This is a genomic window from Saccharibacillus sacchari, assembly GCF_037722395.1.
Classification (GTDB): domain Bacteria; phylum Bacillota; class Bacilli; order Paenibacillales; family Paenibacillaceae; genus Saccharibacillus; species Saccharibacillus sacchari_A.
In genome coordinates this window covers 1-19,876 of the sequence record NZ_JBBKAR010000043.1, presented here as the reverse complement: position 1 = coordinate 19,876, position 19,876 = coordinate 1, and the positions used below count along the sequence as shown (strand labels likewise).

The 19,876-nt window shown below is 53.8% G+C and carries 18 protein-coding genes; 6 read left to right on the top strand and 12 right to left on the bottom strand.

The features are described from left to right. Positions 1–41: 41 nt before the first annotated feature. The 3 genes from WKI47_RS16020 to WKI47_RS16010 all read right to left on the bottom strand — a co-directional run bounded on the left by WKI47_RS16020 (position 42) and on the right by WKI47_RS16010 (position 2,647). Complete coding sequence (locus tag WKI47_RS16020) at positions 42–779, bottom strand: Bax inhibitor-1/YccA family protein (RefSeq protein ID WP_340228167.1); 738 nt, start codon at positions 777–779, stop codon at positions 42–44. A gap of 92 nt (positions 780–871) precedes the next feature. Then, positions 872–1,627 carry a MerR family transcriptional regulator gene (locus WKI47_RS16015; RefSeq protein ID WP_340228166.1) on the bottom strand — a complete coding sequence of 252 codons (756 nt, stop codon included), beginning with the start codon at positions 1,625–1,627 and terminating at the stop codon, positions 872–874. Positions 1,628–1,804: 177 nt separating this feature from the next. Then, positions 1,805–2,647, bottom strand: a complete 843-nt coding sequence (locus WKI47_RS16010; protein WP_340228165.1) for an endonuclease/exonuclease/phosphatase family protein — start codon at positions 2,645–2,647, stop codon at positions 1,805–1,807. 136 nt (positions 2,648–2,783) lie between these two features. Between WKI47_RS16010 and WKI47_RS16005 the strand changes: the two genes are divergently transcribed. From WKI47_RS16005 to WKI47_RS15980, 6 genes are all read left to right on the top strand, one after another. Further along, positions 2,784–3,020 carry a hypothetical protein gene (locus tag WKI47_RS16005; RefSeq protein ID WP_340228164.1) on the top strand — a complete coding sequence of 79 codons (237 nt, stop codon included), beginning with the start codon at positions 2,784–2,786 and terminating at the stop codon, positions 3,018–3,020. A 175-nt stretch (positions 3,021–3,195) separates the two neighbouring features. Beyond that, a complete protein-coding gene (locus WKI47_RS16000; RefSeq protein WP_340228163.1) occupies positions 3,196–3,906 on the top strand; it encodes a response regulator transcription factor in 711 nt (236 codons plus the stop codon). After that, entirely contained in the window at positions 3,897–5,474 is a 1,578-nt protein-coding gene (locus WKI47_RS15995) for a HAMP domain-containing sensor histidine kinase (RefSeq protein ID WP_340228162.1), read from the top strand. The genes WKI47_RS16000 and WKI47_RS15995 overlap by 10 nt, the downstream gene beginning before the upstream one ends. A gap of 225 nt (positions 5,475–5,699) precedes the next feature. After that, positions 5,700–6,494: an ABC transporter ATP-binding protein gene (locus WKI47_RS15990; RefSeq protein WP_340228161.1), complete on the top strand. Its 795-nt coding sequence runs from the start codon at positions 5,700–5,702 to the stop codon at positions 6,492–6,494. Continuing rightward, positions 6,463–8,871, top strand: a complete 2,409-nt coding sequence (locus WKI47_RS15985) for an FtsX-like permease family protein (protein WP_340228160.1) — start codon at positions 6,463–6,465, stop codon at positions 8,869–8,871. The genes WKI47_RS15990 and WKI47_RS15985 overlap by 32 nt, the downstream gene beginning before the upstream one ends. An 11-nt stretch (positions 8,872–8,882) precedes the next feature. Further along, positions 8,883–9,569, top strand: coding sequence for a 4'-phosphopantetheinyl transferase family protein (locus WKI47_RS15980; RefSeq protein ID WP_340228159.1), 687 nt, complete (start codon positions 8,883–8,885; stop codon positions 9,567–9,569). 221 nt (positions 9,570–9,790) lie between these two features. Here the strand turns inward: WKI47_RS15980 and WKI47_RS15975 are convergent, their stop codons facing one another. From WKI47_RS15975 to WKI47_RS15935, 9 genes are all read right to left on the bottom strand, one after another. Beyond that, positions 9,791–10,468 carry an ABC transporter ATP-binding protein gene (locus WKI47_RS15975; protein WP_340228311.1) on the bottom strand — a complete coding sequence of 226 codons (678 nt, stop codon included), beginning with the start codon at positions 10,466–10,468 and terminating at the stop codon, positions 9,791–9,793. Between the two features lie 71 nt (positions 10,469–10,539). Continuing rightward, positions 10,540–11,658: an ABC transporter permease gene (locus tag WKI47_RS15970; protein ID WP_340228158.1), complete on the bottom strand. Its 1,119-nt coding sequence runs from the start codon at positions 11,656–11,658 to the stop codon at positions 10,540–10,542. 114 nt (positions 11,659–11,772) lie between these two features. Continuing rightward, positions 11,773–13,176, bottom strand: a complete 1,404-nt coding sequence (locus WKI47_RS15965; protein ID WP_340228157.1) for a HAMP domain-containing sensor histidine kinase — start codon at positions 13,174–13,176, stop codon at positions 11,773–11,775. Further along, positions 13,173–13,850, bottom strand: a complete 678-nt coding sequence (locus WKI47_RS15960) for a response regulator transcription factor (RefSeq protein WP_340228156.1) — start codon at positions 13,848–13,850, stop codon at positions 13,173–13,175. The genes WKI47_RS15965 and WKI47_RS15960 overlap by 4 nt, the downstream gene beginning before the upstream one ends. A gap of 21 nt (positions 13,851–13,871) precedes the next feature. Then, positions 13,872–14,651 carry a sugar phosphate isomerase/epimerase gene (locus WKI47_RS15955; protein ID WP_340228155.1) on the bottom strand — a complete coding sequence of 260 codons (780 nt, stop codon included), beginning with the start codon at positions 14,649–14,651 and terminating at the stop codon, positions 13,872–13,874. Positions 14,652–14,919: 268 nt separating this feature from the next. Continuing rightward, positions 14,920–15,900, bottom strand: a complete 981-nt coding sequence (locus WKI47_RS15950; RefSeq protein ID WP_340228154.1) for a glycoside hydrolase family 43 protein — start codon at positions 15,898–15,900, stop codon at positions 14,920–14,922. 531 nt (positions 15,901–16,431) lie between these two features. Continuing rightward, on the bottom strand, positions 16,432–17,328 hold the full coding sequence (locus tag WKI47_RS15945; protein WP_340228153.1) for a carbohydrate ABC transporter permease: 897 nt from the start codon (positions 17,326–17,328) through the stop codon (positions 16,432–16,434). A gap of 17 nt (positions 17,329–17,345) precedes the next feature. Beyond that, positions 17,346–18,224, bottom strand: coding sequence for a sugar ABC transporter permease (locus WKI47_RS15940; protein ID WP_340228152.1), 879 nt, complete (start codon positions 18,222–18,224; stop codon positions 17,346–17,348). A 246-nt stretch (positions 18,225–18,470) separates the two neighbouring features. Then, positions 18,471–19,727 carry an extracellular solute-binding protein gene (locus tag WKI47_RS15935; protein ID WP_340228151.1) on the bottom strand — a complete coding sequence of 419 codons (1,257 nt, stop codon included), beginning with the start codon at positions 19,725–19,727 and terminating at the stop codon, positions 18,471–18,473. Positions 19,728–19,876: the final 149 nt, after the last annotated feature.

Genomic DNA, 19,876 nt, shown 5'->3' with positions numbered 1-19,876 from the left:
CTCCGAAGCCGCCTAAGGCTTTCGGAACAGCTTTTTCTCCGTCAATCCCGCTTCGCGAACTTCGACAGCAGCTTCAATACTTCCAGGTACAACCAGATCAGCGTGACCATCAAGCCGAACGCTCCGTACCATTCCATGTTCTTCGGCGCGCCGTGCGCGGCTCCTTGCTCGATAAAGTCGAAATCCAGCAACAGGTTGAGCGCCGCGATGACGACCACGAACAAGCTGATGCCGATCCCGATCAAGCCCGACTCGTGGATAAACGGAACGTTAACGCCGAAAAAGCCCAACACGAAATCGAACAGATACACCAGCATGATCGAGAACGTCGCCATGATGATTCCGGTCCGGAAGCTCGGCGTGACTTTGACGATACGCGTGACGTAGAGCAGCAGCATCGCGAATAACGTACCGACCGTAATCAATACCGCGTTAAGCACGATGCCCGGATAGTCCATCTCGAATGCCGCAGACACCGCTCCGATCGCCAAGCCCTGAAAGATCGAGTAGAGCGGAGCCGTAATGAATGCTATTTTCGGCACGAAAGTCGTCACCAACGCGGTAATCAATCCGAGAATGCTACCCGTCAGCATGATCCCGTATACGTCGTAACCGTGATCGAAGCGATACCAGGTATACGCCGCGCCGCCGATCAGCAACAGCAGCATAATAAACGTTTTGTGTACCGTCCCGCTTAGCGTCATGTTGCCTGAGCCGATCAGGTCTTCTCTCGCGCGGTCGAAGATTCGTTTACCGAATACGGGGTTTCTCGATTCCATTTTCCATCATCCTTTTTCGTCTAATGTCCGTAATGCCTCTTATACGTCAAAAGTTGATTAAGGTAACGGAAATCCCGAAATTTTATCGACGGTCAAGCAAGCTTGCGATTTCGTGCATAGACGGCCATCGCTTCGCTCATAAAAGCAGCAAGTCCTTCCCCGTATTTGTCGATGTTTTGCTTAAAACGCTCATCCTGCACGTACATCTCTCCAAGCCCGGCGAACGCTTCATACGAGTACGTGCCGAAATTGCCCAAAAAAACGTACCAGTCTCCGATCGCTTCCTGGGCGGGCGGCGAAGCCGGATCTTCGTGCCGCATCCCTGCCAGCGCGCTCATCTTGGCGTCCCATTCCTGCCGAAGCTCGCCGTGAAGTTCAGATGTAGCGGTACGCTTTTCCAGTTTGCGTTTCGATTCGTCGATCGCCGCGTCCCCCCAACGGTCTCTCGCTTCCTGCTCGTACGGATCGTTCGCGAAATCAAGCCCTTCGAATCGTTGTTCGTTCGTCATGTCCATCTCTCCTTTGGCATGTTGGATACTTCGGTCGATATTGGCGATCATGCGGCGGGTATGCGCCATTTTGTCTTCCAGCATACGCCGCTGAAGCTCAAGGGCTTCCAGTCGGTCAAAAGCGGGACTGTCCAGCATTCGGCCGATTTCTTTTAACGCAAATCCGAGTTCCCGAAAAAACAAAATATGCCGCAACCGCTCCAGATCGCGATCCGCGTACATGCGGTATCCCGCTTCCGTCACCGCGCCCGGCTTCAGCAGCCCGATCTCGTCGTAATGATGCAAAGCGCGGATACTGATGCCGGCAATTTTCGATACTTCTTTGACTTTAAGCGGCAAGCGCGTTCACCTTCTTTCGCACGCGAATGATGTTGTACGTCTGTTCGACAACTTTAGCCTAAGCCCTCACGTTGCGTGAGAGTCAAGCGATTTTTTTGAAAAAGAGACTCGATCCGTAAAAAAATCCCGTTCGCGCGAAAAGATGCGCAAACGGGACAAAAAGATCCGCTTTCGGTGTTACCGTTCCGGCCGCTCCAGTTCCGCGATCAACGGATAATGGTCGGACGGATATTTTCCGCCGAAATCGCGGCGATCCAACTTCGACCAGCGGACGTTCAACGGAGCTTCCGCGAAAATGTAGTCGATCGGCTCGCCTTCCGATCCGCCGGCGAAATCATGGAACGTGCGCCCGATCTCGCCGCGCAGCGCGGAATAAGCGTCTCGCAATACCGGCACTTCGCCGACTTCGGGCCGTTCTCCGCGCAGATAACGCAAAGGTTCGTCCGACGGCCCTCCGTTCATATCGCCCATCAGCACCGCCGTATCTCCGGGATAAACGTTCGCGTGTTCGAGCATGACGGAAGCGACCAGCTTGGCTCCTTCGATCCGCGCCGCTTCGCCGATATGATCGAAATGCGTGTTGTAGACGCGCACGACTTGCCCGTTCGATCCACGGCGAAAACGTCCCCACGTACAAATACGCGGATAATCGCTGTCCCAGCCGAGCGATCCTACGGTCTCCGGCGTTTCCGATAACCAGAACTGCCCGTGCTCCAACGCTTCGTATTCGGCGTGGCGGTAAAAAATCGCGCAATGCTCGTCTTCGTCCGCGCCGCGTCTTCCTTCGCCGATCCACCGGTAATCCGGCAATTCTTTTTGCAAATCGTCCAGCATCAGCTTGTACGCTTCCTGAACGCCGACGATCGACGGACGGTGGGAGCGGATCGTTTCCGCCGCCCACGGCGCCCGTTGGTCCCATTCGTTGCCTGCGTCGTAAGCCGTATACGTGCGCAGATTGAAAGTCATGACGGTCAGCGCGTTATCGGCTGACGTTTTCTGTTCGTTTGTTGGTGCATTCATCGTTTATTCCTCCCGCCGTGTATCGTTTGAACGTTGGCTCGACCGTCTCGTATTCGATAGGATCGAAACGTTTTCATTCTTTAACGATACGCTTTTTTGGAGTTTTTGGCGAGTTTCTTTTTGAGGAGCGTCGACGTTGGCGATCACCGGACGCAACGGCGCGCAGATAATGTTCGAACTCTTCCGCCGCTTTTTCTATCATCGGGATATGGAACGGCGCATTCTCCTCGATCCGTTTGGCCGAACGCCAGACGCTCCACGTCGGTCCGCGCTACGGCTATGCCGGGCTGATCGGGCGCGTTCAGGCAGCTTGCCCATCGCTCAAAATGCCGAAAAACGCCACGCCCGCCGAGACGATCATAAAAATAATTGAATTGATTTAAATTTGTGCATATCCCTCACAATAAAAACTTTACTCCATCATGCTAAAGAGGCGAATGTAATCACCCAACAAATTTATATAATAGTAATTAAAAACCTATCATTTCCCATTCGCGTTCTGTTATGGTTGAAGCAGAAGAATCGGAAACTCGGATAGGAGCGTCTCGATGAATGCAATCAAAAAAATCGTCGTGATCGAAGACGAATACGATATTTCGCGCATCGTCAAAAATTATATGGAAAAACATGCCTACGAAGTCGCGGCCGCGGCGAACGGAGCGGACGGGCTGCGCATGATCGAGCTACTGGAACCGGATTACGTCATTTTGGATCTGACGTTGCCGGACGCGGACGGGCTGGAACTTTGCCGCCGTATCCGCGAAAGCCGTGAAACGCCGATCCTGATTTTGAGCGCGCGCGGAAGCGATACCGACAAAGTGCTCGGACTGGGCTTCGGGGCGGACGACTACATGACCAAGCCGTTCTCGCTCAGCGAGTTGTTGGCCCGGATCAATGCCCATTTTCGCCGTTACGACAAAATGGCCGCCGCGTCCTCTTTTTCCCGAACGCCGAATAGTTCGATTCTTCGGATCGGCGATCTGTCGATCGAAAAAGAAACGCATCGCGTTTGCGTGAACGGACGCGATATCGCGCTGTCGGCCAAAGAGTTCGATCTGCTGCTCGTGCTGGCCGAACATCAAAACCGCGTCTTTTCCAAAACCGAACTGCTCGATATCGTCTGGGGGTACGACCATTACGTGGACGACAATACGGTCAGCGTCTACGTGCGTCGGGTCCGCGAAAAGATCGAAGACCGCCCTTCCGATCCGCGTTATCTCAAAACGGTCTGGGGCGTGGGCTACAAGCTATGTACATAAGAAATTGGATACGGGGCAAAACGGCAGCGGCGCTGATTCTTCTGCTGCTGATTTTGTGCAGTGGAATCTGGTTGGCGAACACGGGAGAAAAACGTTCCGCCGCTTCCGATCGCTACCCGGTGAACAAGGCTCGGCTGCTGACCGGAAACATCATGTTCGAACTGGAGCAGAGCGGTCTCGGCGCGCTGGACGGGAATGAACGATTGCGCGAGCAACTGCTTCGGCAATGCCGCGAAATCGGCGCGGAATTGACGCTCGTCGATCTGCGCGGAACGGTCGCGTTCGACTCTATGGCTGCGACTTCGTCACCGTCGGCCCCGTCGGATTCCGTTTCTGTCGATTCCGCCGACACGGAAAACCGACGCGTCGATTTGCGCACCGCGCTGCATTACGACCTGTACGCTTCGTCCGAACCGGAGCGTTTCGAGATCGCTTTTCCGATCGTCGAAGCCGGCGGCGCGCAGACCGGAAACGCGCTGTTTACGCTGGACGCTTCGGCGGTGCTGGCGGCGCCGGACCGAAGCGGCGGCACGCTTGCGTTCGCCGTATTCGCGCTGCTTCTGCTGCTGTCGGGCTGGACGACGGTACTTGTCTATCGGCGTCTGCAAGCACGCGCCGTCGAACCGCTGACCGCGCTCAAGCAAGCGGCGGAAACCATACTCAAAGGCGAATACGACTGGAAATCGGAATACGCGCGCCCCGACGAAATGGGCGAGCTTTACGCGGCTTTCGAACAGATGAGGCTCGAAATTTCGCATCTGCACGGGGAACGCGAGCGCCGGGAACGGATGCAAAAAGAACTCGTCACCGATATTTCCCACGATTTGAAAACGCCTTTGACCGCGATCAAAGCGTATATCGAAGCGATCGAAGCAGGGCTATGCGCCGATCTGGACGAAGTGATGGAATATATCGGCGTCATGCGCGTGCATACCGATAAAATGGTCCGGCTGACCGACGATCTACTGGTCCATGCTTTGAACGAGTTGGGACAGATCTCGATCACGCCGCTCGAAGTCTATAGCGCCGATGCGTTCCGTTCGATCCTTCGCACGGTCGAACGGGATATCACTTCGTCCGGAATCGCTTATCGGGGACCGGATTCGTCGTCGTTCGCCTTTTCGCCTGCGGACGGGTCGGCGCAAGTACCGGAAAATGGCTTTGCCGACATATCCGGAATTCCGAACGTGCTGATTCGCGCCGACGTCAACCGATTGGAACAAGTCATGTCCAATCTGGTGACGAATGCGCTAAAGCATACGCGCTCCGGCGATACGATCTGTATCGGATTGGAGCTGGAACCCGGCTTTCTCGGAGTCAGCGTGGCCGACACGGGCACAGGAATCGATCCGGCGGACAGGCCGTTCATTTTCGAGCGCGCTTATAAAGGAAGCGCGGCCCGAAGCAACGGCGCAGACCTGTCCGTGCCTTCCGCGCGCAAAAACGACGGAAGCGGACTGGGGTTGTCGATTTGCAAAACGATCATCGAAGCGCACGGCGGCACGCTATCTTTTCAAAGCCGCAAAGGAAACGGTACCGTGTTTCGTTTTACGGTTCCGCTTTGTTGAAGCCGCCGCACAAGTGCGGGCGGCTTGTTCGGTGATTCCCCTTAATCGAATTGGCTTTCGATTGCGGGGAATCACCTTTTTAGACCCGTTCGGTGATTCCCCTTAATCGAATTGGCTTTCGATTGCGGAGAATCACCTTGTAAGATTTTATTAAGATTTCCGTCAGAATTGTGAAAGAACGGTTCGCTATACTGGGCACATAGACCATATTCGGGAGGCAGAGCTATGGAAAAACCGATTATTCTTCGAGCGTCCAACCTGTGCAAAACGTATTCGACGGGTAGCGAACAATTTCACGCCATCAAAAATTTGGATCTGGATATTTACGAAAAAGACTTCACGGTCATCATGGGCAATTCGGGTTCGGGCAAATCGACGCTGCTGTACCTGCTCAGCGGATTGGACGGGATCACGACAGGGGAAGTCTTTTTCCGCGATCAACGGATCGACGATTACAACGAGAAACAATTGTCCGGATTCCGCACGCGCAAGATCGGCTATGTGTACCAGAGCATCAATCTGGTGCCCGATCTGACGTTCGCGGAAAACATCTCGCTGCCCGGCTATATCGCCGGGGGCAAAAAAGCGGAAGTGCGGCGCAAAACGGAAGCTTTGCTTCAGGCGATGGATATCGAAGGGCAAAAAAACCGGCTGCCTTCGCAAACGTCCGGCGGACAGCAGCAGCGTGCCGCGATTGCGCGCGCGCTGATTAACGATCCCGAAGTGATCTTCGCGGACGAACCGACGGGGAGCCTGAATATCGAGCACGGTCAAGCGGTGCTGGACATTCTGACCGGACTCAACCGAAAAGGACAATCGGTCGTGATGGTCACGCACGATCTCAAGGCCGCCTGCCGCGCGGACCGCCTGATCTATATCAGCGACGGCAAAGTCGCGGGCATCCTGGAGTTCGACAAGTACGACGAACAGACGCTTGCCGGGCGCGAAGAGTCGATCTTTGCGTTTATTTCGGGAAAGGAGCAACGCCATGTACGCCGTATGGAAGCTCTGTCTCGCTAATCTGCGCAAGCGCAAAATCCAGAATTTCCTGATCGCGCTGTTGATCCTGCTGTCGACGCTGCTTTTGTCGACTTCGGTCATCCTGATCTCCAACACCGACAATCTGTTCACCGGCATGCACGAAAAAACGAACGGTTCGCACGATATTTTGCGTATGGACAGCGGGCTTCAGGACCCGGAGCAAATCCGCGAATTCTGGAGCGACGAGCAAGGCGTCCAGGTATCCAAGCTGTTGGAGTACCGGACGCTGTCGGGCGTTTCCTACAACGGCAGCGATATTCCGAATCTGCTGCTGTTCATGATGGATACTCCGGCCCCGCCGCTCGGCGTGGACGAACTGCTCACCGCGCAAGGAATACGGAGCGACACGCCGGAAAAAGGAACCGTATGGATTCCGACTTCGCTCGCGTATTCGCATCAGATCGCGGTCGGCGACACGCTTTCGTTCAAAACGGATAGCGGAACCGTGGACTTGAACGTATCGGCGGTCGTAGTCGATATTCCGTATGGCGGACCGTTCTCGACCGAATCGCGCATCTGGATGAACGATCTGGATTATCAGGCGCTGCCTGTTGCCGAAGGAGCCGTTCCCTCGTATATGATGGGGATTCGATACGATAACTACGCCGATCGCCAAAGCGACTGGAACGCGTTCGAACAAGCGTTGGGGTCGCCGTATCTGGAAACGGTCATGAGTTTCGACGAAATTTCTTCGTTTTACCTGATTTTGAACAAGGTGATCGGCTTCGTAATGATTTTCCTGGCCGTCGTGATGATGGGCATCGCATTTTTCACGATCGGATTCACGATCGCGGACGCGATTCTTACGCAATACCGGACGATCGGCGTTCTCAAATCGCTGGGACTGACTTCGCGGCGAACGATCGGCGTGTATCTGATCCAGTATGCGTTTTTGTCCGTGACCGCGATCGTTCCGGGATTGATCCTGAGCCGCTTTTTGTCCCGCATGATCGTGGACAGTACCCTTGCTTACCTTAAAACGGATACCGATCCCCTTCCGCTCAGCGGGATAAACGCGGCGGCGTGGACAGGCGTCCTCATTCTGGTGCTCGTGCTGCTTTGCGTGTGGGCTTACGGCAGACGGGCGCGCCGCATCGCGCCGGTGCAAGCGATCCGTTACGGCATGTCGGAAAGCGACAGTCGGCGCGAATCGCGCGGGATCGGCACGGCCGGACGAAGCCTGATCGGGTTCGGTAGCCTGCCCGCCGTGCTGGTCGTCGGAACGCGCAATATATTGAAAAACGCGAAAACGTCGACGTTGATGATGATTTTGACGATGGTCACTTCGGCGGTGCTGGTGCTCGGTTACGTGGTGCTCAACAGCGTCATCAATATCCAGCAGACCTCGCCGCAGTGGGGATACGACGATTCCAATATCACGGTGCGCGTTTTCAACCCTTCGACTTTTTCCAAAAGCGAATTCGAAGATCGGTTGTCCGCGGACAGCCGGATCAAAAACGTTTCGTGGCACAACGGCGTGACCGGGGTCATCGAAGCGGCCGATACGCCGGTTGCCGGCGAGTTCGCGTACCCGCTGAGCATCGTCATCAGTATCGTGGAAGGCAGTTACAACGATATCGGCTTCGCGGTGCTTGAAGGACAGAATCCCGTGAACAAAAACGAGATCGCGATCGGCGTCAACGTGGCGCAATCGTTGAACAAAAACCTCGGCGATACCGTCGAATTATACGTGGAAGGCCAACAGCATACGCTGACCGTGACGGGCATTTACCAATCGGTTGCCAACTCGTCCAATTCGGTGCGCATTCTCGCCGCGACCGTGCAGGAAAACAATCCGGCGTTCAGCGCGACCGACGTTGCCTATATCAATCTGAACAACCCGGCGCAATCGGATGCGGTGGTCGCGGAATTGAACGGCTCGTACGCCGATTACCTCAGCGCGGCCACGCAAAAAACGCTGCTCGATTCCGTGTTTCTCGAAGCCGCTTCGACCCTGATCTTGCCGATGTGCTTTATGGGTCTGCTGTTTATCGCGGTGACGCTGATTATTATCTACAGCATCTGCTTAATCAATATCCGCAAAGAAATCAAAACGTACGGCATCTACAAATCCGTCGGCATGTCTTCCGGCCGTATACGCCAATCGGTCGCGCTCGGCATCTCGGTTCTGGCTACGGTCGGCGCGCTGCTCGGGATTCTGCTCGGCGTCTACGCGCTGCCGATGATCCTGGAAAATATTCTGTCGGACTACGGAATGGTCGATCTGCCTCTCGTGATTAACCGGGGCGGCGTGGTCCTGATCGCGTGTCTGAGCATTCCGGCCGCGGCCGCCGGGTCATGGTTGTCGTCGCGCATCATCCGCAAAACGTCGCCGCGGATTCTCGTCGTCGAGTAACGCGGCGGACCATGACGAAGATTTATATGCTGCAAGTTCCCGAACGCCTGGAGTCGGGGCGGCTGAGGAGGCTTGAGCGATACGTGTCCCGCGAAAAAAAGGAACGCTTGGCCCGCTTCCGTCAGGACGCGGACGTCTCGCGAACCTTGTTTGCCGACCTGTTGATTCGACGGTTGATTATGTCCGGACATGGTCTGCGCAACGACGAGATCCGGTTCGACGCCGGGCCTTTCGGCAAGCCGTCCGTGATCGGCTTGCCCGGTTTCGAGTTCAATCTGTCCCATGCCGGCAACCGGGTAGTCTGCGCTGTCGGCAATCAGCAGATCGGCGTCGATATCGAACGGATCGCGCCGATCGAATTCGGAATCGCGCAGCAGTTTTTTGCCCGCGAAGAATACGAACAACTGCTGCGAGCCGAACCCGGCGACAGGCTGACGTTGTTTTACGAACTTTGGACGATCAAAGAAAGCTATATCAAAATGACCGGACGCGGCTTGCAAATCCCGCTCGATTCTTTTCGCGTATGTCGCGAAAACGACGGAATCGCGTTGTACGAGCAGCAACGAAAATTGCTTTGTAGGGCGCGGAATTACGAAGTCGGCGACGAGTATAAGCTGACGTTATGTACGACAAGCGATTTTTTGCCGGACGCTCCGCTTTTTTGTTCGGCGGAAGAGTTGGAAACGGCTTTCGATTGAAGCGGCGGCTCGACCGCGATACAAGCTTATGCGGTTTTTGAGGCTATATGCCGAATGACGCCAAAAAGACGAACACGCCTGTGTCACAGGCGGTTCGTCTTTTCAGGTTGTCGAGAAAGTCGCAGGGGTGCGAAAAACAAGAAAACGTTCTGGACCCCCTTCTTTCCCATTTCTCCGCTTTCTTGTCGGTTTCTTTTCGCGCACAGGTTTTACCTTTCGCTTTAATTTTCGCTTTCGCGAAGCGTACCGCCTTCCAATCTCAGCACTCGATCGCAATAAGGCAAAATGCGCTCGTCGTGGGTCACGATCACGCCGGCTTTATTTTCCGCTTTGACCCGCTCGGCGAGCAGCTTGGTCACGTCGCGCCCTCGATCGGCGTCGAGGCTTGCGGTCGGCTCGTCGGCCAATATGACCGATGGATCATTCATGAGCGCGCGCGCTACCGCCACACGCTGCCGTTCCCCGCCGGAAAGCTTATCCGGGTAATGTTTGCGGCGAGCGGTCAAGCCAAGCCGGTCCAGTAGTTCTGCTGCGCGGCGAGCCGCTTGTTCCTTGTCGGCGCGGCCAAGCTTGGCGACGAAGCGCAGCTGCTCTTCCACTTTCAGGTAAGGCAGAAGATTCGCTCCCTGGAAAATGAACCCGATCTCATGCAGCCGCAAATCGGCCAATTGTCGCTCGTTCATGCCCGAGAGACTGCGCCCGCCGATATGCACTTCGCCCCGGCTTGGTGTAAGCAGCGCTCCGGCAATCGACAAAAAGGTACTTTTACCCGAGCCGGACGGTCCGACTACCGCTACCAGCTCGCCTGACTTCACCGAACAGGACAACCCTTCCAGCACCGTAAGTTCCGATTCTCCGTCCCCGTAAGTATGCGATACTCCCTCCAGATGCAGCTTGATCTCGGCTTGCAGTCTTGGTTGTACAAGGTTCGTCGCATTCTCTTGCTTCGGCTTCGCATCCAGTTTCATGTTCATGCTCCGGCCCTCCCGATCGCGTCCAGCGCGTCCGTCTTGGCGACTTTAATGACAGAAACAAGCCCGCCAAGCAACGCCACCGCTAAAAATAGCGAACAACTTAACAAAATCGTGCTTCCGTCCAATGCAAACGGCATCGCCGCCGGCAGCATGGCTTTCATGATCAGCACCAGCCCGACACCCACCGCCAAGCTCCCTACCGACAATACAAGCACCTGAGCGACCACGCTCCCTGCCAAGTAACGCGTTTTCGCGCCGATCGCTTTTAGAATCCCGAATTGACTGGTCTTCTGAATCGTGATGACGTAGAAAAAGACGGCTAAAACAAACGCCGAGATTACGTAGAGGAAAGCGATCATCATCAGCAGCGAGGACTGTTCCGCTTTATGCCCCGGAATAGCCGAGATGGCCTGGGCTTTGGTAATGACGTCGGCATCCGTTACCGAAGACCGCAATTGATCGGCTTGGGAATCCGACACGCGCAGCGCGATCGCATTGTACGCCGTATCGGCCTCGCCGCCACGGGCAGCCATAATATCCGAACGGTAAGCCGCCCAATCCGCGTCGTTCATCCAGACGGCAGGCATATGGCTGTAGGACTGGTTTTCCGTAAAGCCGCTGACCGTCCACTCAAGGCCCGTCGCACTGTCCACGATCGTATCGCCAATGGCGACGCCTGACTCGGCCAGATCACGGTCCGCCAACACGGTGCCCGTTGCTGTCTGATTTAATCCCTGACCTTCAACCGTTCGGGGGACCAACCAGCCATCCGCTTGTACGCCGAACAACGCAATATCGATCTTGCTGTCGGAGTCTTTTCGCGTCACCGTCGTCATCTGCACGCCTAACGGTTCCGCGCCTTCTTTCCCCGCAATATTCTGCGCCTCTTCAACCTGCTCGCCATACAACGCCGAACGGGCAAATCGATCGTCAGAGTCCTTTTGCACGATAAAGTGATCCGCCGACATGTTGCGAACCGCCGAAGACGTCGCATTGCCAAGTCCGTTCGCAAGTCCGGTCACGAATAGCACCAGAAAAGATACCAGCAGCATGATCGTGACGATCAGTACGTACCGCGTCCTGGAAAATCGTATTTCCCGCAAAGCCAAAAACATGGGTTCTCCTCCTTTTTTCCCGCCCGGACACCGTCTTAAGAGCCTCGGGCGACAGTTCTCTTCCATCTGTCACCCAGTCTAGGGCCGGAAAATGAACGGAATATGAACACCAAATTACAATTTCGGCAACCGTACGATAAAGGTCGAGCCTTTCCCGATTTCGCTTTCGGCCTGGATCGTCCCTCCGTGCAGGTTCACGATTTGTTTCGCGATAGCCAGTCCCAGCCCCGTGCTTCCTCCATCGGCTCTCGACGGATCTCCACGATAAAACCGGTCGAATAACCAAGGCAGCTTCTCCGGCACGATGCCGTCTCCCGTATCTGCGAACCGAAGTACATTTTCCCCGCCTTCTACCTCTGCCGTAACCGAAATGGATCGCCCTTCCGGAATATGCTTAACCGCGTTCGACAGCAAGTTGATCCATACCTGATCGAGCAGCGTCGCATCCCCCATCACCGCGAGAGTATCCGGCACGGATAGGCGCAAAGCCAGTCCTTTTTCGCTCATCTGCCATTCCAGCACGTCGACGGCTCTGCGGATTTCGTTTTTAAGCTTGAGCGGACTTCGCACCAAGCCGTCTTCCATCCGATCGAGTGAAGAAAGAAGCAACAGCTGCCGCCCCAACGCGGACAATCTTCGACTTTCCTCTCCGATAATCGTTGCGAAACGAAGCCGTTCGGCCTCGGGCAATTCCGCAGACGATAACTCCGAAGCAAATCCTTGAATCGACGTAAGCGGGGATTGAATTTCGTGCGAGACATTGGCGACGAACTCCCGGCGGGATTCCTCCAGGCGCGACAAGCTTCCGCTCATCGTCATAAAATGGCCGGCCAACTGCCCGATCTCGTCGCGGCGATTGGTCGGCAGTTCGATATTGTAATGCCCGTCCGCGATCCGCTGGGTAGCCGCTGTCATTCTCGTGATCGGCTTCACCAGGTAGCGCGTCGCAATCAGCAGCACCGCGATACTGAACACTACGGTAAGCAGACCTACCATCGCGAAAAAGCTGCGCAGCTCGCCGAATTGCAAAATGACGTCCGGACGCAAAAAAAGAGCTGCCGGACGACCGTTCAATTCCAGCGGCACGCCAACCGTATTGCTGAGCCGATTGTCGAAGAATCCGGTGATAAAAGGTTTGTTCGGGAAATTCGCAACGCCGTGGTACTCCCCTCCGGCCAATACCTCACGCACGGCTCCTGGTTCGAGATCCTGCTCGCGGAAAGCCCGTCCGTAAAATGATCCTTCTCCGCTTCCGTCCGTCACATACAATTCGTAGCCTAACCCTGCCGCACTTGCCAAATACTCGTCGGCCGCATCGGGACGGAGTTCGGCCATTCTTTTCACCTCGTAGGCGATCTGCGTAAGCTTTTCATCATTAAAAGGCTTGAGCTGCACATGGTAATATACATTCGAAACGAGAAAACCGAGCAATGCGCCGATCGCAACCGCCAGCAATGTGGTGAGACAGACGCGCACATACAGACTTTTAATCGGACGGTTCACCAGCGTAAGCCTCACCTGCGGTGCACCTCCAGCTTGTAGCCGATCCCGCGAACCGTCCGGATCGAAAAATCGTCTCCGTATTCGGCGAAACGATTGCGCAGGCGCTTGATATGGACGTCCACCGTGCGCTCGTCTCCTTCGTAATCCGCTCCCCAGAGCAGCCGGATCAATTCGCCGCGTTCGAACAATCTCCCCGGATATTGCGCCAACTGCGCCAGCAGCTCGAACTCTTTTAAAGGCAGCAGCAGTGTAGCGTCTCCGTCGGTTACCTCGTGATTTTTGCGATCGATGGTCAGCCGGTTCAGACGAATCTTCTCACTCGAAGCCAGCGAATACCGACGGAATAACGCGTTCATGCGAAATAACAATTCCCGTGGCTCGAAAGGCTTCGTGATATAGTCGTCGGTTCCGTGTGCGTATCCGGCTTCTTTATCTTCCAATTGTTCACGCGCCGTCAGCAGAATGACCGGAATATCGTACAAACTTCGAATCTCGGTACATAGATCAAGTCCGCTGCGTCCCGGCATCATGACATCGAGTACCGCCAGATCAACCGGAGTTGCTGCCAGATGTTTGGCCGCTTCATCGCCGTCTCTGGCTTCGATCACCCGATAGCCTTCCTGAGTCAGCACCGTTCTGAGCAGCGCCCGAATATGGATATCGTCGTCGGCAATCAATACTTTTTTCATCTTCCCGATCCTCCCTGGCTGTTATCGAACCGCTGCGTAAAAGGCTGCACTCTCCACCATAGGCGTACAATCCACATGGTCTCCGGTCAGATTGATCTCGAAAATAAAGTCTTTGCCTTCCACGAACGGCTTTACGCGCTCCCAATCGATCAGCCCTTCTCCCAACGGCAGAGAGTCATGCCGTTGTCCCATGCTATCGACCAGATGGTAATACCGCGCATACGGCGCTGTTCGCTCCAACACTTCGCACAACTTGTCGTTGTCGCCGCGGAACCCGATAAACGTATGGCTGACATCGACGTTGATCGGCAAATTCAGCGGAATGATCAAGTCGTCGATCAAGTACGGATTGCTGTAGCAAAACAGTCCTTCCGTCGAATCCTCCCAGAGCAGCAACCCGCTATCGTAGCCCGGAATAGACTGAATCGCTTCTTTAAGCTTGATCGTCGATTCCCGGTCGATCGGCACATCGCCCATCCCGATATAATGAGCGTGAATGACGCATTTGGCGCCTTCTTCTTCGCAAATTCGCAGCAGCTCCGCCGTCGATTCGCGGTAAAACCGAACCATTTCCGGCTGCTCGCTCCTTATATCCAGATATGCGCCTTTATACTTCGACGGATGGTGCATATAGGCCTTGATCCCTTTTCTTCGCATTTCCCGAATACGCTCGCGGATCAGCGGCGTACGTTCCATATCCTTTTCCATTAAAAAAAGCTCGACGATCTCGGGTTCATGACTCAGACGATTCGCAAAGCTTTTGTCGTCGATGCCGCCTTTCAGTCGTACACCTTTTTGCATGCCGATTCCTCCCGTACTCCACTATTCATTTGACGGTTCTGTCGGTCGAAGCTTGACGTAACGACCGCAACCGATTCTTTCTTCATCTTAACGAAAAGCAGCCCGGCGTACAAAGTTCATTTCATCGACATGCGAAATTTCCTGCCTATAACGAAAAAAGCTTTTGCTCTTCCCCGAAACCGAAGTTTCGAAAAAAGCAAAAGCTTGCGTTGGCTCGCACAGAGGAAGCAGATCCCGCAAAAGGCGATTAGTTTCAAAAGCGTCTCAATTACGACAGCGCCAGTTCGTCCGCCGATGTATCCGGTCTGGGTACGCCGAAGTTCGGGGTTCCGTCTTCGTTCCATTCAATCACTTGGACGCGCGCGTGACGGTTTGGATCATACAGCGGATCGCCGACGATCTCTTTGTAGCTTCTGCCGTGGAACACGAGAAGATCCAGCGAGCCGTCCTCGGATACGGTGAAACTGTTATGCCCCGGTCCGTACTGTCCGTTTTCTTCGCACGTTTGGAACACCGGAACCGGCGTTTTGACCCACGATTTCGGATCAAGCAAATCGCTGTTCTCATCCGCGGTCAAAAGTCCCATGCAATAGTTGTAATCCGTCGCGCTGCCCGAGAAGGTCATAAATATCCGTCCGTTACGCTTCAGGATCGCTGCGCCTTCATTCACCAGGAAGCCGATTTTTTCCCACTCGTATTCCGGCGTCGAAATGCAAACCTGTTCCCCGCGCAGCGTCCACGCATTTTCCATCTCGGAAATATACATATTCGAATTCCCTACGATCTCCGGATCTTTTTGCGCCCAGACGTAATAACGAATACCGCGATGTTCAAACGAAGTCGCATCCAGCGCAAACGATTCCCATTTCGTTTTGATTTGCCCTTTTTCGATCCATTCGCCTTCCAGCGGGTTAGCGGAATCGTTTTCGAGAACGAACATACGATGATCAAACAAGCCTTCCTTCGTCTCCGACGTATGCGCCGCCGCAAAGTACACATACCATTTGCCGTCAATAAAATGAATCTCCGGCGCCCAGATGTTTGCGCTCATCGGGCCGCTGTCATGCTTATACCAAATATTTTTCGCTTCGGCATCCCGTAGTCCGACAATCGTAGACGCGCGTCTAAGCTCGATCCGATCATACTCGGGAACCGAAGCGATAAAATAATAGAAGCCGTCTGTGTGTTTGACGATAAATGGATCGGCTCTTTGTTCGATTAGAGGGTTGGGCACATTGTAAGGTGTCATAAAATATGGGCTCCTATCGGGAACTTTACGAGGCCGATGCTTTGGATCGGCAAGGGATGGCACGCTTGGGGCGCTCCGGGGTGTGGGGTTCTTACGATCGCTGTCGAATTCCGATTTCTTTATAATTAACAACGTTAAGGTTGAAATCGGAATTCAAAGGCGACCGCTTCGCTTCTTCAGAATCCCCACACCCCTCCGCTAGCGCGTGCCCGGCCGATCCAATCAGCCTCGTCAAATTCTTTTATTTTTGTTGGTATAAAAATAATTGAAAGTGAATCAAAAACGGAAATGCAAGGCTCTATAACTAACCCCTAAAAAAATATGAACGAAGGTTTAAAGGGTGACGCCTGTTTTATTCCAGGCGCAGCTTGGGGCGGAGGGGGAAATTCAGTGAAGGAATGAAATGTTCGCCTTTGTATTTGGGAAGCTTCCTATGTAAATTCCAATCCAGCTTCCCAAATGCAACACGCGACCGGAACGAATTTCCCCCGCAGCCCCTCCCGCAAGCCCCCAGAATAAACGAGCGCATCCTCACCCTTTAATCCCCGAGTTCAAATTAATCGACTGAACGAAATATTTTTGGGCAAACAAGAACAGAGCCAGCGTCGGAATGATCGCCAGAATCGCCGAGCCCATCAGTTGTCCGATCATGCGGTAGTTGCCGTAGATGTCTTGCAGCAGCAACAGGCCTGCCGTAACCGGCATCTTGTCGACGTCGGTGTACACGATAACCGGCCAAAGGAAGTCGTTCCATGATCCGGTGAACGAGAACAACGCGCAGACGATCAGGACCGGCTTGATCAGCGGCAGCATGATCGAGAAGTAAATCCGGAAGTGGCTGGCGCCGTCGACTTTCGCGGATTCGTCAAGATCTTTCGGAATCGCAAGCATGAACTGACGCACCAGGAAGATGTTGCCCATGCCGGCAAGGCCCGGGATAATCATCGCCCACGGCGTATTGACCCAGCCGAGCGCGTCGATAATTTTGTAGGACGGAATCAGGTTCACGACACCCGGGAAAAACGAAATCCCCAACAATGTGAAGAACAGGAAGTTGCGTCCTTTGAAGTTCATCCGTGCGTAACCATAGCCTGTAATCGAGATGACGACGACAACCAGCAGCGTGTGCGATGTCGCAATCAAGACGGAGTTCATCAACCAGCGCAGAATCGGCGCGGTCGACGTATTTTCCAAAATTGCCGTATAATTATCCATGATCCAGTTGACCGGAAGCAGCCGGAACCCGGTGCTTACGACTTCGGTCTGGGAACGGAACGATGTCGTGATTCCGAAGATGACGGGAACGATCCATATCACGCAAAGCAATCCGAGGAATACATAGGCTACAACTTGAGAGACGCTAATTTTCGTGCGCTTACGGCCTACAGCCACAGCGCTTTTATCCAAATCCATGACTGGGTTTGACATGCTGCACTCCTCCTTAATCAGTTCGAGTTACGATTCATGACGTAGTATTGCAGTGCAGAAATCACGAGAATGACGAGGCCGAGCAAGACTGCCATAGCCGAAGCCATCCCTGCAATCGATTCGCCGCTGCCAAAAGCCAGCTGGCGGATATACATCATCAGCACCGATGTGCTCTGTTGAGGACCGCCGTCGGTCATCATCAGCGGTTGGCCGAAGACGTTGAATGCACCCGCTGTCGTCATCACGAACGTATAGATTAACGGGAAGTTGATCGAAGGTAGCGTGATGCTGAAGAATTTGCGGATCGGACCTGCGCCATCCAGTTCGGCCGATTCATACAGTTCTTCGGCAACGCCGCTGATCGAAGCGCGATAGATAATCATGTTACCGCCGATGCCGCCCCAGATGGTCAGGATAATAATGATCAGCCAAGCGTACGGCTGGTGCGTGGCCCAGGCAATCGTTGAACCGAAAAGATTCCCCGTGATGCCCAACTGTTTGTTGAAAATAAGCGAGAAGATCAGGGCAGATGCCGAAATGGAGATCAGACCCGGTACATACAGCACGGATTGAATAAACGTTTTGCCTTTGAGTTTCTTGTGCGACAAAGCCACCGCAATCATCAAAGGAAGCACAATGAGCGGAGGTACGGTGAAGATGACGAACAGAAGCGTATTTTTGAGACCGTTAAAAAACTGCGTATGGAACGTCGACGACGTATCGAACAGGATCGTGTTGTAGTTCGCGAATCCTACCCAGTTCGGTGAACCGGCCAAGTTCCACTGCGTGAACGAAGCATAAATGCCGTAGATCGTCGGAATGACGACAAACACGAGAAACAAAATCAGATGGGGTCCCACAAAGAAAGCGGGAGCCAAACTCAGCTTCTTTTTCATAGGCTTTCAGTTCTCCTCTCAAGACTGCCCTGAATCCCGGATAACGTTCAGGCTGCAAGCCGAACCGCTGCCGGGCTTGGAAAAAACGATATGCCCGCTGAGGGCATATCGCCATGCTGTCGAAAAAGTCAGGTGTGCGGCACAAGCCAGCAGGCTACGTTAGACTTTCTCGACACATTGACGACATATCCACTCTGGGCATATCATGTCTTCCTTTAATGTAGGGGTAGACGCTGCTTGATTTAATTATTCGCCGGTCTTGGCTGCCGCTCCGGTCGATTCCGTAATCTTGTCTTCGACTTCTTTTTGCATCGTTTGCAATGTCTCGTCGATGTCTACGTTACCGCGAACCATATCGCCGACATACTTGTCAACGGCTTCCGCGATGTAAGGGTAGTACTCGTACGTGTAGATGTAGAGCGATTGGATTTCTTTTTCATTCGAAGTGAAGAACGACTGCATGTATTGCGAGAAGTCGGCGCTTTCCACAACTTGCTTACTTGCAGGAATTTGACCGGCTTTCGCCCATTCTACCGAGTTCTCGCGAATAAATTCGAGGAATGCGCCGATGCCTTGCTCTTTTTCGTCCAGACGCTGTTCGTTGTTGAACATCGCGAACAAGTGGGAAGACGAACGGTTAGTGAACTTGTCCGGGCTGACCGAGTATACGTTCGTCACGCCGAAGTTCAGACCTTCAACCGTAGCATGTGCTGTCGAGCTCCATGTACCGTCTGTCGAGAACAGCACGTTACCGGATTGGAACATCAGATAGCCGTCTTCGCCGAACGGAGTCATCAGACCCGCGTCATTGATTTTTTTGACGTCTTCGATCGCGGTCTTCATCACTTCCGTGTTCACGGCAGGCTTGCCGTCTTCCTGGATATCGCCGTTGAGGTTCTGAATTTGTCCGAGCATCGCCCAGCCCAGCAGCGCATCGTTGACGACATAGTCGCCTTCGTCCATCTTGCCTTGCAGGCTCAGGATCTCGTCGACCGTTACGTTGTTATCGTCAAGGAAGCTTTCCGCGCCGTATTTGGCCAGCAAATCCTTGTTGTAATACATGACGTTCGCATGAATATCGAGCGGAATCGTGTATTGCGTTCCGTCGATGTTGCCCGCGCCCCAGGCTTGCGGCAGGAAGTTGTCTTCTTTCAATTCTGGTTGCGCTTGCATAACTGTAGTCATGGCTTCGAGCTGGTTTTGTTTCACGTAGCCCGGTACGCGGTCGGCGTGGATGATAGCCAGATCGGGAATTCCTTTACCGGAGCTGAGAACCGTAGATAGCTTTGTATACATATCCGCGGTTACGACATGCTTCACTTTGACTGCTGGATTGGTATCGTTGTAAGCCTTAACCAAGTTGTCCATATACGCGCCGTCTTCGCCTGTCAGAGGTGTCCAGAATGTAATCGTGTTCGGATCGTTGGCGTTACTGCTACACCCTGCCAACAAAGAAGCCGTCAGTGCAAAACCTGTAATTAATGCCCCCAATTTTCTTTTCAATCGATTCTCCTCCTGTCTATGTAAACCCTTAACTCGCGTTTAGTATATCCCTAATCTGAAAACGGTGTCAATAACTTTTTAATAAACTTAAAACATAAATATATGATTAGATTAACTTTTTTGTTACTATAATTTTTGAATGTAACCGC